The following is a 14,491-nucleotide window of genomic DNA, read 5'->3' as shown; positions in this document are numbered from 1 at the left end:
ATGAATACTGTTGTCACCAATATGGCGGGAAACGTGTGGAAAATATTAGTGAAGGCAGGAGACAAAATCGAAAAGGGGCAGGAAGTCGCCATTTTAGAATCGATGAAAATGGAGATTCCGATTGTCGCCGAAACGGCCGGCACCGTCAAAACCGTCAGAAAGAACGAAGGTGATTTTGCCGATGAAGGGGACGTCTTATTGGAGCTTCAATAAGGTCTGGAGGATGGCAAATGAACGTACCGAAGAAAATTATCATTAAAGAAGTCGGGCCGCGCGACGGTCTGCAAAACGAACAAACCGCACTCTCGACAGCCGATAAAATGACCTGGATCGACATGCTATCCCAAACAGGGCTTTCATATATCGAAATCACTTCATTCGTCAATCCTAAGTGGATTCCTGCACTGTCTGATGCCCTTGATGTTGCCAAAGGAATCAACCGGAAGCCGGGCGTCACCTACGCAGCCCTCATTCCGAACCGAAAAGGGCTGGAACGGGCTCTTGAAGGAGGGATCGATGAAGCTTCTGTTTTCATGTCGGCAAGCGAGACACACAACCGGAAAAACATTAACAAATCGATCGGTGAAACGCTTCCCGTCTTACAGGAAGTCACCGGGGCAGCGAAACAAGCAGGCCTCACCGCCAGAGCCTACCTGTCCACCGTATTTGGCTGTCCTTATGAGCATTACGTGCCATTGGAGCAAATCATACGCATCTCTGAAGCGCTGTTCGACATGGGGATCGACGAACTTTCTCTCGGAGATACGATCGGCGCAGCAAATCCCGTACAGGTTCAAAGGGTGCTTGACGTACTCTTAAAGCGCTTTCCGAAAGAGAATATCGCCCTTCATTTTCATGATACGAGGGGGATGGCGCTCGCCAACATGATCGCAGCGATGGATATGGGAATTACCGTATTTGATGCATCCTGCGGCGGGCTGGGCGGCTGTCCTTATGCACCGGGAGCCACGGGAAATGCGGCAACTGATGATTTGATTTACATGTGCGCCCAGATGGGCATCGAAACCGGAGTTGATCTCAGCCAGCTACTTTCAGCTGCCAAATGGATCGAAGACAAAACCGGAAGAGAGCTGCCAAGCCGAAATTTGCAGGCGGCTAAATCAAAGAACTTTTTTTCATAGATGAAGAGGAGGAAGACCGAATGGAGCCCAATGTGCTTTATTCCATCAACGAGCAGTCTGTCGCCGTGTTGACGTTGAACAGGCCGCAGGCTGCAAATGCCCTCTCGCTTGGGCTTCTCGACGACTTTCAGCGCATCCTTCACGATATTCGTTCCAACCCGGCCGTCCGCTGTGTCATCATAACGGGAAAAGGGGACAGGACGTTTTGTGCAGGTGCCGATTTAAAGGAAAGAGCCCGCATGAGCCGCACAGAAGCGAAGCAGGCTGTTTCCCTGATTCAACGTGTGGCCAGCGAAACGGAAAAACTGCCGCAGCCCGTCATCGCTTCATTAAACGGAAGCGCTTTGGGAGGGGGGCTGGAGCTTGCATTGGCGTGCGACATCAGGATTGCAGCCGAACATATTGAACTCGGCCTCCCCGAAACAACGCTCGCGATCATTCCCGGGGCAGGGGGGACACAGCGGCTGCCCCGCTTGATCGGCAGGGGAAAGGCGAAAGAAATGATCTATACCGGCTGCCGCATCAGCGCCGAAGAAGCGCAAAAGATCAGCCTGGTTGAACATGTCGTTCCGCTTTCGAAGTTAAAGGAAACAACCGAAAGTATCGCAGCGAACATCGCAGCAAACGGACCGGTTGCCGTCAGACAGGCGAAATTCGCCATCAATCAAGGGCTTGAGACGAGTATCGAAACAGGGCTTGCCATTGAACAAAAAGCCTATGAACTGACGATTCCCACGAAAGACAGGACAGAAGGGCTGAAAGCTTTTACAGAAAAGCGGCAGCCGTATTATACGGGAGAATAAAACGAACGGGGGGACAGCCGATGCCGGCCGAAAAGGAATTGTATGAACGCATCCGCCGGATTCAGGAGGGCGGAGCGCAAAAATACCATGAAGCCAATGAGAAAAAAGGGAAATTATTTGTCAGAGACCGATTAAAGCTGCTGCTTGACGAAGGCCTCGACCTTGAGGACGCGTTTTTTGCCAATTGCATGGCTGACGGACTTCCGGCAGATGGAGTCGTCACGGGAATCGGAAAAATCGGCGGCCGAACCGTTTGCGTCATGGCTAATGATTCAACTGTAAAAGCAGGATCATGGGGAGCGAGAACCGTCGAAAAAATCATCCGCATCCAGGAAACAGCCGAAAAACTGAATTGCCCGCTTCTTTATTTGGTCGATTCGGCAGGAGCAAGAATTACGGATCAAGTTGACATGTTTCCGGGGCGAAGAGGAGCGGGGCGGATTTTTTATCAGCAAGTCAAATTATCCGGGCGCATCCCGCAAATTTGTCTCTTGTTCGGGCCTTCAGCGGCAGGAGGCGCCTACATACCGGCTTTTTGCGACATCGTCATCATGGTCGAAGGTAACGCCTCGATGTATTTAGGCTCGCCGCGCATGGCGGAAATGGTGATCGGCGAAAAAGTGTCGCTTGAAGAAATGGGCGGCGCGCGAATGCACTGTTCTGTTTCAGGCTGCGGAGACATTCTTGCCGAAACGGAAGAAGATGCAATCAAGTCGGCGCGCCAGTATCTTTCCTACTTTCCGCCGAACTACACCGAAAAAGCGCCTGTCATTGAAGCAAAATCCGCCCGTCCGTTTGACCGGTCACTGGAGGAGATCATTCCGAAAAACCAAAACGCACCGTTTCACATGATGGATTTAATTGATCGGATCATTGATGAAGCGTCTTTTTATGAGATCAAAAAATTGTTCGCTCCAGAGCTGATTACCGGTTTGGCAAGGATTCACGGACAGCCTGTCGGCATCATTGCCAATCAGCCGCGGGTCAAAGGCGGTGTTTTGTTTCACGATTCGGCAGACAAAGCCGCAAAGTTTATCAATTTGTGCGATGCCTATCATATCCCGCTCTTGTTTCTGGCTGATATCCCCGGCTTTATGATCGGAACGAAAGTCGAGAGGGCGGGTATTATCAGACACGGCGCGAAAATGATTTCAGCGATGGCCGAAGCAACCGTACCGAAAATATCCGTCATCGTCAGGAAAGCTTATGGCGCAGGCTTGTATGCGATGGCGGGGCCGGCCTTTGAGCCTGACTGCTGTCTGGCGCTGCCGACGGCGCAGATTGCCGTCATGGGTCCGGAAGCAGCGGTAAATGCCGTTTATGCCAAAAAAATCGCAGAATTGCCTGAAGAAGAACGGTCCGCCTTCATCGCCGAAAAACGGGAAGAGTACCAAAAAGACATAGACATTTACCGGCTTGCTTCAGAAATGATTGTCGACGGGATCATTCCGGCCGATTCGCTGCGTGCGGAACTCATTAAACGGCTGAATGCATATATGACCAAATACATGATATTTACGGAACGGAAGCATCCTGTTTATCCCGTCTAAAGGCCAATCCAAACGAAAAGGGGGAAGCGGTATGGCCGAAAAAGCGGTTTGGCAGCCTGATCCGGAATTTGTAAAAACGACCCGGCTGTTTCAATGGATGACAGCCCTCGGTTTTTCCGACTATGATGATTTTTTGAAAGCAAGTACTGACGATATCGCCTGGTTCTGGGAAGAGGCCGAAAAAGCGCTCGGCATCAGCTGGTACAAGCGGTACAGCCAAACATTGAATCTCGATAAAGGCATAAAATGGCCGAAATGGTTTTCCGGCGGACGCATAAATGCCGTTTACAACGCTGTGGAAAAATGGTCCCGCCGGCCTGATACGGCCGACAGGACAGCCCTCATCTGGGAAAGTGAAGACGGAAAAACAGAACGGATCAGCTATTCTTCTTTACATCAAAAAATCGCCCGTGCGGCGGCAGGCTTTAAAAAGCAAGGCATAGCAAAAGGGGATGTCATTGCGATTTACATGCCGATGATCCCGGAAACGGTCATCGCCATGCTGGCTGCCGCTAAAATCGGCGCGGTGTTTTTACCGGTTTTTTCAGGCTACGGCGCCCATGCGGCAGCCGCGAGACTTAGCGCTGCCGAAGCAAAAATCCTTGTCACAGCAGATGCCTTTTTGCGAAGGGGGAAGAAGGTCTGCATAAAGAAAGAAGCTGACAAAGCCGCGGACCGTTCCCCCACTGTTCAAAAAGTCGTCGTCTGCAGACTTCACGATGGCGATCAAGCTTGGAATCATAAGAGAGATATAGACTGGAATGAATTGCTGAAAAACGATCCCCTGCAGATTACAGAAGAAATGGACAGTGCAGATCCGCTCATGCTGCTTTACACATCGGGCACGACAGGACAGCCGAAGGGAGCGGTTCATACCCATACCGGTTTTCCGCTGAAAGCTGCATTTGATGCGGGCTTCGGGATGGATGTCAAACAAGGGGACACGTTTTTCTGGTTTACAGACATGGGCTGGATGATGGGACCGTTTTTAATATTCGGGGGCCTCATAAACGGAGCGGCTGTTTTGCTGTATGACGGGGCACCGGACTTCCCGGCCCCGGATCGGCTGTGGGAGCTTGTCAGCAAACACCGGGTGACACATCTCGGCGTCTCTCCGACGCTCATTCGCTCACTGATGCAGCACGGCGAAGATTTTCTCTATCAATACGACCTGAGCAGTCTGAAGGCAATCGGCTCAACGGGCGAACCATGGAATTATGAACCGTGGATGTGGCTGTTCCGCCATGCTGGAAAAGAACGGATTCCTATATTTAATTATTCAGGAGGAACGGAAATCTCAGGCGGTATTTTGGGCAATGTGCTCCTGCGGCCGATCACGCCGATGACATTTAATTCGCCTCTTCCCGGAATGGCGGCCAATGTCTTCAACGAAAAAGGGGAGGAAGTCGTCAATGAAGTCGGGGAGCTTGTCCTGACAAAGCCGTGGGTCGGCATGACGAACGGTTTTTGGAAGGAGCCGTCCAGATACGAAAAAGCATATTGGAGCCGCTGGACTGACGTCTGGGTGCACGGCGATTGGGCAAAACGGGATGAAAACGGCTACTGGACGATCAGCGGACGTTCCGATGATGTGATCAATGCTGCCGGAAAAAGAATCGGCCCCGCCGAAATAGAGTCCGTGCTGGTCGGCCATCCAGCGGTGGCAGAAGCAGGCGTCATCGGCGTTCCGGATAAGCTCAAAGGTCAGGCTGCCGTCTGCTTCGTCGTCCTCAGTCAGTCGGAAAAGCCGTCAGAAGAACTAAAAGATGATTTGCTGAACCTTGCATCTGATGCGATCGGTAAAGCAATCAAGCCAAAAGCGGTTTACTTTGTCAGCGGTTTGCCGAAGACGAGAAATGCAAAAGTGATGAGACGGCTGATCAGAGCTGCCTATTTGAACGAACCGGCAGGCGATTTGTCAACATTGGAAAACCGTGAAACATACGATGAAATTGCCGGCCTTTCAGCGCGAAAAAATCTGTAGTATACTGGATAAGGCTTACAAACAAAGAAGAAGGACACGTCCTTCCTCTTTTTATTTTGATGAAGTTCGATTGATCAAAACTCACATTCTGACGATGACCGAACCGCCGCCGGCCGTGCAGACGCGATTCTGCTGCTCTTCAATCGAACGCAGCAGCTGATTGTTGCTTTCCATGAGCTTGATCAGCAATTCCATTTGATCTTCGAGATTTTTCAGCCTTTGATTCATATGCTGCGAAGATTGACCGGTATGCATTTGTTGGACTGAAGGCGGATAATACGTTTCAGAATTCCATTTTGAATACATAGAATAGGCCTCCATCATCTAAACTGATATATCTTATCGTATGATCCTAAAATCGCAACGTTCGCCTAAATCAAAACGAGAGGAAACAAAACATGTACTTGACGATAAAGGAAACCGCAGAATATTTAACGCTTTCAGAAGCATATGTTGAACAGCTTGTCAGAGAAAAGAAAATCCGCACCGTCTTTGACGGACAGCAGCATTTAATTAACAAAGAGCAATTCAATACGCATATGGAACAGATGGAAAAGTATAAAGAGTGGGCGGAATCCGTTCTGAACGAACCCATCCCCGAAGATCCGGATGTCAAAGATGAAGATTAACCAGAGGTAACAATAATTTTATTATGTAAACTAGAGGCGATTCTATGAAATGTTGTCATGTCTCCCGTCTCTATCATGACGTGTGAACGGGGCGTTTCGTAAAAAAAGACACAATATAGGAAATGAAAGGGATGAAAGAAGCCCTATATATAAAGTTTTCTATGATTTTATTTCATTTCCGAAACAATCACGTTCATTTTTTGTTCAAAAAGTGTTATCATTTAGTAGTAAAAAATACAGCGTGTTTTGAGATTGCGTGTTTTCGGGAATTTCAGACTGAAAACAGCAAAACAAACACAAAAGGGGAGAACCTTTTTGCGGACTTGTTTGTGCATAAATTCACAAACTATAGAAAAAGGGCTCTCATCAAAAAACAGCACATCGCTTATTGAAAAGGAGAATTGGTTATGCCGGAAACAATCGATCAAACAGCTGATCAAACAAACGAATCTGTAAGCCAAAGCCAACGCGATCTTATCGATCAACTGCTAAAACCTGAAGTACAGGAGTCTTTGACTACTTTAGTCGACCAGCTTCCAAAGCTGACAGAACTGGTCAACATTTTGACAAAGTCTTACGATTTCGCACAATCCGTTGCAACTGATGAAGTATTAAAAAATGATACGGTCGGTGCCATTACAGAAATTCTTGAGCCTGTCAAAGATACGGCAAAAGAAATCGCGGCTACTGCCATTGAAGCAAAAGACCGCGCTGACGAAAGCAATGAAGTCATCGGACTTTTCGGTTTGCTGAAAATGCTTAAAGATCCGCAGGCCCAAAAGCTGTTCCGCTTTGTTCAAAGCTACCTGCAAATCATGTCAGAACGCGAAAAACAAAAATAATCACTATACATTCAGAATAAGGACGGAGGATTCACGATGTCAAAACATATCGTCATTTTAGGCGCTGGTTACGGCGGATTACTGTCTGCTTTAACAGTTCGCAAACACTACACAAAAGAAGAAGCAAAAGTCACAGTGGTTAACCAATACCCGACACATCAAATCATCACAGAATTGCATCGCCTTGCTGCGGGCAATGTGTCAGAACAGGCAGTTGCGATGCCGATTGCAAAGCTTTTCAAAGGAAAAGACATCGATCTTAAAATCGCCAAAGTCAACTCTTTCTCAGTTGACAAAAAAGAAGTCGCTCTTTCTGACGGCTCTACCCTAACGTATGACGCGCTTGTCGTTGGTCTTGGTTCTGTTACTGCTTACTTCGGCATTCCGGGACTTGAAGAAAACAGCATGGTGCTCAAATCTGCAAACGATGCAAACAAAATCTTCAAGCATGTTGAAGAGCGCGTGCGCGAATATGCTAAAACGAAAAACGAAGCTGATGCTACAATCTTAATCGGCGGCGGCGGACTCACAGGCGTCGAACTTGTCGGTGAACTCGCCGATATCATGCCGAACCTTGCGAGAAGCTACGGTGTCGATCCGAAAGAAATCAAGCTGAAGCTTGTTGAAGCCGGTCCAAAAATCCTGCCGGTTCTCCCGGATGAGCTGATCGAACGTGCGACAAAGAGCCTTGAAAAACGCGGCGTTGAATTCTTGACAGGATTGCCTGTCACAAATGTAGAAGGAAACGTTGTTGATTTGAAAGACGGGCAAAAAATCGTCACGAATACATTTGTCTGGACCGGCGGTGTTCAAGGCAATCCGCTTATCGGCGACTCAGGTCTTGAAGTCAATCGCGGACGCGCAACTGTAAACGACTTCCTTCAATCTACATCACATGAAGACGTATTTGTTGCAGGAGACAGCGCCGTTGTCTTCGGTCCGGATGGCCGTCCGTACCCTCCGACAGCTCAAATCGCATGGCAAATGGGCGAGCTGATCGGCTACAACCTGTATGCATACTTAGAAAACAAATCAATGGAAACGTTCAGCCCTGTTAACTCAGGTACGCTTGCAAGCCTTGGCCGCAAAGACGCAGTTGCCGTAATCGGCGCGAACAGCACATCTCTTAAAGGCCTGCCTGCTTCATTGATGAAAGAAGCAAGCAACGTCCGCTACCTGAGCCATATTAAAGGTCTGTTCAGCCTCGCTTATTAATGGAAATGAAGCGCTACTTATAGTTTAAACTATAAGTGGTGCTTTTTTTTGCTTTAAATTTGACGGGCAAATGAAAATATTGTGGTAAATTTGAACCAAAATATATTGACAAGAGCGGAATCGCAGCGCATTATATGAATATAAAATAAAATTATTCATATGTTTATGGATTGAGGAGAGATGTCTGTGCCCAAATTTACCGAAAAAGAGAAGGAAGCGATCCGTTCAGCACTAGTGCAAAGCGGAAGAGAGCTTTTTGCACAGCTTGGATTGAAGAAAACGAGCGTCGGTGAATTAACAGCCTCAGCAGGGATTGCCCAAGGCTCATTTTATACATTTTTCGATTCGAAAGAGGAGCTTTATTTTGAGATTTTGCAGCAGGAAGAAAAAAAGATCCGCGCCCAGCTTGAAGCCTCATTTTCTGAAAGCGGGAAAACATTTGCACAGTTTTTGCGTGAAGCACTGACGGTGATGGAACATAACCCGTACATTCGCCAAGTTTATGATGAAAACTTAATGGAGACGCTCTTCCGCAAACTCCCCGAAGAAAAGCTTAAGGCGCATTTCGCCAGCGACGAAGATTTTTTCAAGCCTTTAATTGAAATGGGCCAGGAAAAAGGCCGGCTTGTCAGAAAAAAACCGGAGACGATCATCAGCGTGATTCGCGCCGTTGTTCTTTTATCCTTTCAAAAAACAAACATTGGGGAAGATCGTTACGAAGAAACGATGGATTTGCTTATCGAATTGATCGGACAGGGGCTTTCGGCCAAGGAGGATGAAAGCTCATGATTGAAGTCAGCGGGCTTCGCTTCACATATCCCGGACAAAAAACGCCTGTATTGAAAGGGATCGATTTTTCGATTCAAAAGGGGGAAATTTTTGGATTTCTCGGGCCGTCCGGCGCCGGAAAAAGCACGATTCAAAAAATATTAATCGGTATTTTAAAGCAATATGAAGGCCGGGTCTCTGTGATGGGAAAAGAACTGAACCAAGCCGGCAGCTCCTTTTATGAGAAAATCGGCGTCGCCTTTGAATTTCCGAATTTCTATCAACGATTGACTGCGCTGGAAAACTTAAATTTGTTCCGTTCCTTGTATGCATCTGAAACCGAGGAGCCGGAAGCGCTGCTCGCTTTAACGGGCCTTGAAGATTACGGCCGGACAAAAGTATCCGCCTACTCAAAAGGCATGAAAATGAGGCTGAATTTTTCAAGAGCCCTGATCAATCAGCCTGATCTTTTATTTCTAGACGAACCGACTTCAGGCCTCGATCCCGTTCATGCCAAGAAATTAAAACAGCTCATTCTGAATAAAAAGGCGGAGGGGAAGACGATCCTGATCACAACACACCACATGCAAACAGCTGAAGAAATCTGCGACCGCGTGGCTTTGATTGATTCTCCGCGCGCCTTGAAAGTGCAAAAAGGAAAAAAGCATGTAAAAGTGGAGTACCGCAGCCACAGACAGTTGGAAACCGCTCATTTCGACCTTGATCAGATCGGCAGCAGCCCGGAATTTTTGAACTTGATCAAGGAACACCCTGTGGAAACAATCCATTCCCAAGAAGCGTCGCTTGAAGACATATTTATCGAAGTGACGGGGAGGCGTTTAAGTTGAGGATTTTATCAGCGATTTCCCACGATATCAAACTTCAGTTCAAGCACGGTTTTTATTATGCCTATTTGCTGATCAGCACGGTGTATATCGCCGTATTGCAGTTTCTTCCGGTTGAATACAGGGAGGCGGCTAACATTGCTTTGACATTTTCAGATCCGGGCGTTCTGGGGTTTTTCTTCATCGGGGGCCTTGTTTTACTTGAGAAAGGGCAAAACATCCTTGACAGCCTGTTTGTAACGCCGCTAAGTGCAAGTGAGTATATTCTTTCCAAAACGGCGTCCCTGTCCGTTTTGTCTCTCGGATCGAGCATTTTCATCCACAGCAGCGTGTTTGGCTTTGGAACACATTCCGGTTTGTTTGCTTGCGGCGTGCTTTTCACTTCATTTTTCTTCACGATGATCGGCTTAGGTTTGGCGGTGCGGTGCGAAACCTTAAATGGATTTTTCTTTTTGTCTTCTTTGAGCACCTTTGTGTTTGTTCTGCCTTTGTTTGAAGTAGCGGGCATTTGGAGCAGCCCGCTGTTTTACGCTCTGCCGTCAAGGGCCTCATTCATGCTGTTGGGTTCCGCATTTACCGATCTTCAGCAGTGGGAGCTCATCTACGCGATTTCCGTCCTCTTGTTATGGAACGGAGCCGCGTATTTGTGGGCGAGGCATTCACTCCAAACATTTATCACTTTAAAGCTTGGCGGAGGTGATACGCGATGATGAAAATCATTCAGCTGATACGCGGGGATATGAAACAGATCAGACGCGATTCAATGCTCGCTTTTTACGGGCTGGCGCCTTTTCTGCTCATCATCGTGACTGCAACAGGCATTCCTTTGTCAGCTGAATTGACGGAATTCAATATCACCCCATACCGTCATTTGATCATGAGCCTTGCCATGCTGTTCATTCCTCTGATTCTCGGTGTCATGTCGGGGTTTATCCTGCTTGATGAGCGCGACGAAAATATGATTCAGTATTTTGCCGTGACGCCCATGTCGAAGCGCGGATATGTCATGATCCGTCTCATCCTGCCGATGGCACTCACTTTATGCTACAGCATTTTGCTGTTTGCGTCCGGCGGTTTAATGACGCCTGGTGTTGTGCACCTTTTGTTCGTCCTGATCATGGTCACGCTTGAAGCCCCGATTTACACGCTGCTTTTAGCTGCCTATGCTTCGAACAAAGTGGAAGGGCTCGCTTTAATGAAAGGATTCAGCCTGCTCACTCTCATGCCGGCCGCGGTTTATTTTATTCCTTTGCCGTGGCAGCTTTTCGGCGTTTTCACGCCGACTTATTGGACAGCGAAAACGTACTTGGCGGGAACTTCTCATGAAGGGTTTGTTCTCGTTTTCGGCATCATCGGAGTTGTGCTGCACATTATGATACTGCTGTTTTTATACCGCAGGTTTTTGATGAAAACCGATCAATAGGAGTATAACCCGCCGCACTTTGCAATAAAGTATTAAAACATAAGCGGGAGGCGGGATATCCGATGAAGAAAAATATGAAGCTTTGCCTGTGTATCATGATGATCTTTGTATTGACTTTGGCCGGCAGCATAGACGGCTTGGCCGCCGGGGAAAAAGGCGCCGGGCTCAAAGAGCAAATCGATCAGCTGTTAAAGACCGAGCCTGATTTAAAAGGAGCGCTCGCAGGCATCAGCGTCAGGTCCGCGGAAAGCGGGAAAATGATATACGGCCATATGGGCGATACACGGATGAGACCGGCGTCCAATCTGAAGCTTTTAACGGCAGCAGCTGCCTTTTCCGTCCTGGGCGAGGACTATACCTTTCCTACAGAGGTGTTGGCAGACGGAGCGCGAGTCGCGGGCACACTCAAAGGCAGCCTTTATATAAAAGGACAAGGCGATCCGACACTTTTGACAGCGGACTTTCAGCAAATGGCCGAAGCACTCCGAAAACAAGGGATCAAAGTCATCAGGGGAGACTTGATCGGCGACGATTCCTGGTACGATGAGATCCGCTACTCTCCAGACCTTTCCTGGACCGATGAAGACGCATACTACGGAGCTCAGATCTCAGCTTTAACGGCTTCGCCTAATGAAGACTATGATGCCGGAACGGTCATAATCGACGTGAATCCTGACAGCAAAACCGGAAAAAAACCCGCTGTATCGCTCACCCCGCAAACAAACCATATCAAAATCGAAAACGATGCCAAGACCGTTGCTGCAGATGGAAAAAAAGATATTACGATTAAAAGGGAACACGGCGGAAATACAATCCAAATCAAAGGGACGATTCCACAAGGCGCTTCAAGGGTCAGACAATGGGTTGCGGTTTGGGAGCCGTCAGAATATGCACTCGATTTATTTAAACAGGCTTTACATCAACAAGGCATTCGAATCATGGGAAAGACTAAAACCGGCAAAACGCCAAAAAAAGCGCGCCGTATCACCGCGCATCAATCCATGCCGCTGTCAGAGCTGATGATTCCCTTTATGAAGCTCAGCAACAACGGCCATGGCGAAACACTGCTCAAGGAAATGGGAAGGGCCGTGAGACGTGAAGGAAGCTGGGATCAAGGTCTGGAAGTGTTAAATTCAGAACTGCAGGGATTTGGAATGGACACAGAAAAGATTGTTCTCAGAGACGGGTCAGGCATCTCGCATATCAATTTGATTTCTGCCGACCAGATCACAAAGCTATTGTATTCCGTTCAAAACGAGAGATGGTTTCCGTCGTTTGCCCGTTCACTCCCGGTTGCGGGGGAAAGCGACAGAATGGTCGGCGGCACATTAAGAAACCGGCTGAAAGACCCGGCTCTAAAAGGCAAAGTCAGGGCGAAAACAGGTTCTCTTTCAACCGTCAGTTCATTGTCGGGCTATATTGATACTGAAAGCGGAAAGACGTTGATTTTCTCGATTCTCCTCAATCAGCTCGTGGATGATGAGAAAGGAAAGGATATTGAAGACAAAATCGTTCAAATATTAGCTTCTTCATGACACCTCCCATTGCGACAGGCAATGGGTTTTCTTATTGATAAGGCTTCTATTCACTGCGTACTTTTTTCAGCTGCGGCCATATAATGCTAAGAGATTCATTTTCTATAAGATTAACAGCAGACAGGGGGAAATATATGAACATTTTGCTGGCTTATTATCGATACTCCCCACATACAAACGGCCCGTCTACCTATATTGATATACTTCGAAAAAGCTTGGAAGGAAAAGGGCATTCTGTCGATTTAATGTCGCACGATACCCGGTGGCTCAACATTCAGGTTGCTGATCAGCAGCCGACCGATAAACACCGGTTAAAACATGAGCTGATTCATCGTCTTCAAACGGCTTACACCGCAAAATATCCCCTGTGGATATATTGGCGTGAAATGGAGCGCTACAGTTTGGAACAAGCTGTTAAACAGTTTGATCTAGAGAAGTATGACTTGATCCACTGCCACGATTTTATGACGGCAAGAGCACTGGCCCGTTCCAAACCCCAGCATACGCCTTTAATCGTTTCCCTCCATAACTTTAAATATCACGAAGCAAAGATTACCGGGGAATATGACGAGAAAAGCGGCCAGGAACAACAATATATGAAAATCGAAGAATGTTTGGGCGCAATGTCTGGAGACGTTGTGGCCGTTCCGTGCGAATGGCTGAAACACGAGCTGATTCAAATTGGTGTGACACCTTCGAACATTCGAGTCATCCCGTATGGAATTGTAAAAACACCCTTTATCGAAAAGAAAAGTCATCTCCCAAAAAACCGCCCGCATCAAGGAAAAAAGATCATTCTCTGTCCGGCGCGGCTCGTACCTGTGAAAGGACACCGCTACTTGATCGAAGCGCTTTATAAACTGCGGTGCGAAAGGGATGATTTTCACTGCCTTCTCGCAGGCGAGGGCCCGGAGCTCGAAACGCTGCAAAGCCTGTCCGAAAAGCTCGGTATCGCGTCGGCGGTCTCTTTTCTCGGAAAGCGAAAAGATATGCCCCACTTAATGAATATTAGTGATGTCATTGTTTTGCCGTCGCTTCACGATACATTTCCGCTCGTCATCCTGGAAGGGCAGTTCTCCGCAAAACCTGTTCTGGCGGCAAGCGTAGGCGGGATAAAAGAAATCATTGACGACGGTGCGGACGGCTTGCTTGTTCCCCCGGCAGACAGCGAAGCGCTTGCTGAAAAGCTGCGCCTGCTGCTCGAAGATGACAAAGCCCGGCAAAAATTGGCCCGCCAAGCGTTTCAAAAAGCTATGAAACATTGGGATATCAGCGTTCATATGAGGTCGATCGAAAACCTGTATCAAACATTCGAGGCACAAAAACGCGCAGAGCGGCCCCGCAAAAATCATCGAAAAGAACAGGGTCTGGACCTGGAAATCCTCGATCAAATCGGTGAAAAGAAAACGTCAGAAGCGGCGTACACGATAGCCGGGGAAATCCCGGAACACCTCAAAAGCCAACTTGAAAAAGAGGAACATTACATTCATGTTTATGATCTGTCAGGCGTTTTGCTGCAGACAAAAGCGATCGATTCGAAAGGGTGCTATGAATTTCACCAGCTCCCGCGAGGCCGCTACGTCTTGAAAAGCACCATCGAAGCATTCGGCAATCAGACCGTATCCATCGGCTGATGATAAATACTTTTGTGAAAGCCGGCTTTTATGCCGGCTTTTTTATATAACAGTTTTCTTTTTATTTGATTTTATTATAATACAGATTTACATAAGAAAATGGCTTCAAACAACATCCTAT

The 14,491-nt window shown here is 47.7% G+C and carries 15 protein-coding genes; 14 read left to right on the top strand and 1 reads right to left on the bottom strand.

All coding sequences use genetic code 11. The features are described 5' to 3' along the window. Genes BTA31_RS17945 through BTA31_RS17925 form a run of 5 tightly spaced genes read left to right on the top strand, consistent with a single transcriptional unit; the run spans nucleotide 1 to nucleotide 5,479 of the window. Nucleotides 1-213: an acetyl-CoA carboxylase biotin carboxyl carrier protein subunit gene (locus BTA31_RS17945; RefSeq protein WP_003182452.1), complete on the top strand. Its 213-nt coding sequence runs from the start codon at nucleotides 1-3 to the stop codon at nucleotides 211-213. A 17-nt stretch (nucleotides 214-230) separates the two neighbouring features. Beyond that, nucleotides 231-1,142: a hydroxymethylglutaryl-CoA lyase gene (locus BTA31_RS17940; protein ID WP_076793385.1), complete on the top strand. Its 912-nt coding sequence runs from the start codon at nucleotides 231-233 to the stop codon at nucleotides 1,140-1,142. 20 nt (nucleotides 1,143-1,162) lie between these two features. Beyond that, a complete protein-coding gene (locus BTA31_RS17935; protein WP_076793384.1) occupies nucleotides 1,163-1,945 on the top strand; it encodes an enoyl-CoA hydratase in 783 nt (260 codons plus the stop codon). 20 nt (nucleotides 1,946-1,965) lie between these two features. After that, nucleotides 1,966-3,495 carry an acyl-CoA carboxylase subunit beta gene (locus BTA31_RS17930; protein ID WP_076793383.1) on the top strand — a complete coding sequence of 510 codons (1,530 nt, stop codon included), beginning with the start codon at nucleotides 1,966-1,968 and terminating at the stop codon, nucleotides 3,493-3,495. A 31-nt stretch (nucleotides 3,496-3,526) separates the two neighbouring features. After that, a complete protein-coding gene (locus BTA31_RS17925) occupies nucleotides 3,527-5,479 on the top strand; it encodes an AMP-binding protein (RefSeq protein ID WP_076793382.1) in 1,953 nt (650 codons plus the stop codon). Nucleotides 5,480-5,560: 81 nt separating this feature from the next. Here the strand turns inward: BTA31_RS17925 and BTA31_RS17920 are convergent, their stop codons facing one another. Further along, nucleotides 5,561-5,785: a hypothetical protein gene (locus BTA31_RS17920; protein WP_076793381.1), complete on the bottom strand. Its 225-nt coding sequence runs from the start codon at nucleotides 5,783-5,785 to the stop codon at nucleotides 5,561-5,563. 92 nt (nucleotides 5,786-5,877) lie between these two features. Here BTA31_RS17920 and BTA31_RS17915 point away from each other — a divergent pair, with 92 nt between their 5' ends. The 9 genes from BTA31_RS17915 (at nucleotide 5,878) to BTA31_RS17870 (ending at nucleotide 14,370) form a co-directional block, all read left to right on the top strand. Then, nucleotides 5,878-6,108, top strand: coding sequence for an excisionase family DNA-binding protein (locus tag BTA31_RS17915; protein WP_003182442.1), 231 nt, complete (start codon nucleotides 5,878-5,880; stop codon nucleotides 6,106-6,108). A gap of 407 nt (nucleotides 6,109-6,515) precedes the next feature. Continuing rightward, complete coding sequence (locus tag BTA31_RS17905) at nucleotides 6,516-6,950, top strand: helical membrane plugin domain-containing protein (protein ID WP_043929066.1); 435 nt, start codon at nucleotides 6,516-6,518, stop codon at nucleotides 6,948-6,950. A gap of 36 nt (nucleotides 6,951-6,986) precedes the next feature. Beyond that, a complete protein-coding gene (locus BTA31_RS17900) occupies nucleotides 6,987-8,165 on the top strand; it encodes an NAD(P)/FAD-dependent oxidoreductase (protein ID WP_076793380.1) in 1,179 nt (392 codons plus the stop codon). Nucleotides 8,166-8,351: 186 nt separating this feature from the next. Continuing rightward, nucleotides 8,352-8,954, top strand: coding sequence for a TetR/AcrR family transcriptional regulator (locus tag BTA31_RS17895; RefSeq protein WP_239693238.1), 603 nt, complete (start codon nucleotides 8,352-8,354; stop codon nucleotides 8,952-8,954). Then, the gene (locus BTA31_RS17890; protein ID WP_076793378.1) at nucleotides 8,951-9,781 is read left to right on the top strand and encodes an ABC transporter ATP-binding protein; all 831 of its coding nucleotides are present in this window, start codon (nucleotides 8,951-8,953) and stop codon (nucleotides 9,779-9,781) included. Before BTA31_RS17895 ends, BTA31_RS17890 begins: the two co-directional genes overlap by 4 nt. Beyond that, on the top strand, nucleotides 9,778-10,488 hold the full coding sequence (locus BTA31_RS17885; protein WP_076793377.1) for a fluoroquinolone export ABC transporter permease subunit: 711 nt from the start codon (nucleotides 9,778-9,780) through the stop codon (nucleotides 10,486-10,488). The genes BTA31_RS17890 and BTA31_RS17885 overlap by 4 nt, the downstream gene beginning before the upstream one ends. Continuing rightward, nucleotides 10,485-11,201 carry an ABC transporter permease gene (locus BTA31_RS17880; RefSeq protein ID WP_076793376.1) on the top strand — a complete coding sequence of 239 codons (717 nt, stop codon included), beginning with the start codon at nucleotides 10,485-10,487 and terminating at the stop codon, nucleotides 11,199-11,201. Before BTA31_RS17885 ends, BTA31_RS17880 begins: the two co-directional genes overlap by 4 nt. A gap of 62 nt (nucleotides 11,202-11,263) precedes the next feature. Further along, nucleotides 11,264-12,736 carry a D-alanyl-D-alanine carboxypeptidase/D-alanyl-D-alanine endopeptidase gene (gene dacB, locus BTA31_RS17875; protein ID WP_076793375.1) on the top strand — a complete coding sequence of 491 codons (1,473 nt, stop codon included), beginning with the start codon at nucleotides 11,264-11,266 and terminating at the stop codon, nucleotides 12,734-12,736. Nucleotides 12,737-12,870: 134 nt separating this feature from the next. Continuing rightward, nucleotides 12,871-14,370: a glycosyltransferase family 4 protein gene (locus tag BTA31_RS17870; RefSeq protein ID WP_076793374.1), complete on the top strand. Its 1,500-nt coding sequence runs from the start codon at nucleotides 12,871-12,873 to the stop codon at nucleotides 14,368-14,370. Nucleotides 14,371-14,491: the final 121 nt, after the last annotated feature.

It is taken from the genome of Bacillus haynesii (assembly GCF_001969855.1).
Classification (GTDB): Bacteria; Bacillota; Bacilli; order Bacillales; family Bacillaceae; genus Bacillus; species Bacillus haynesii.
The sequence above is the reverse complement of the archived record's forward strand: the minus strand, read 5'-3'. Positions and strand labels throughout refer to the sequence as shown.

Coding starts and splice junctions, on each gene's coding strand:
- BTA31_RS17945 (WP_003182452.1), top strand. CDS start 1: ATGAATACTGTTGTCACCAATATGGCGGGAAACGTGTGGAAAATATTA.
- BTA31_RS17900 (WP_076793380.1), top strand. CDS start 6,987: ATGTCAAAACATATCGTCATTTTAGGCGCTGGTTACGGCGGATTACTG.
- BTA31_RS17925 (WP_076793382.1), top strand. CDS start 3,527: ATGGCCGAAAAAGCGGTTTGGCAGCCTGATCCGGAATTTGTAAAAACG.
- BTA31_RS17905 (WP_043929066.1), top strand. CDS start 6,516: ATGCCGGAAACAATCGATCAAACAGCTGATCAAACAAACGAATCTGTA.
- BTA31_RS17930 (WP_076793383.1), top strand. CDS start 1,966: ATGCCGGCCGAAAAGGAATTGTATGAACGCATCCGCCGGATTCAGGAG.
- BTA31_RS17915 (WP_003182442.1), top strand. CDS start 5,878: ATGTACTTGACGATAAAGGAAACCGCAGAATATTTAACGCTTTCAGAA.
- BTA31_RS17880 (WP_076793376.1), top strand. CDS start 10,485: ATGATGAAAATCATTCAGCTGATACGCGGGGATATGAAACAGATCAGA.
- BTA31_RS17940 (WP_076793385.1), top strand. CDS start 231: ATGAACGTACCGAAGAAAATTATCATTAAAGAAGTCGGGCCGCGCGAC.
- dacB (WP_076793375.1), top strand. CDS start 11,264: ATGAAGAAAAATATGAAGCTTTGCCTGTGTATCATGATGATCTTTGTA.
- BTA31_RS17890 (WP_076793378.1), top strand. CDS start 8,951: ATGATTGAAGTCAGCGGGCTTCGCTTCACATATCCCGGACAAAAAACG.
- BTA31_RS17920 (WP_076793381.1), bottom strand. CDS start 5,785: ATGTATTCAAAATGGAATTCTGAAACGTATTATCCGCCTTCAGTCCAA.
- BTA31_RS17935 (WP_076793384.1), top strand. CDS start 1,163: ATGGAGCCCAATGTGCTTTATTCCATCAACGAGCAGTCTGTCGCCGTG.
- BTA31_RS17870 (WP_076793374.1), top strand. CDS start 12,871: ATGAACATTTTGCTGGCTTATTATCGATACTCCCCACATACAAACGGC.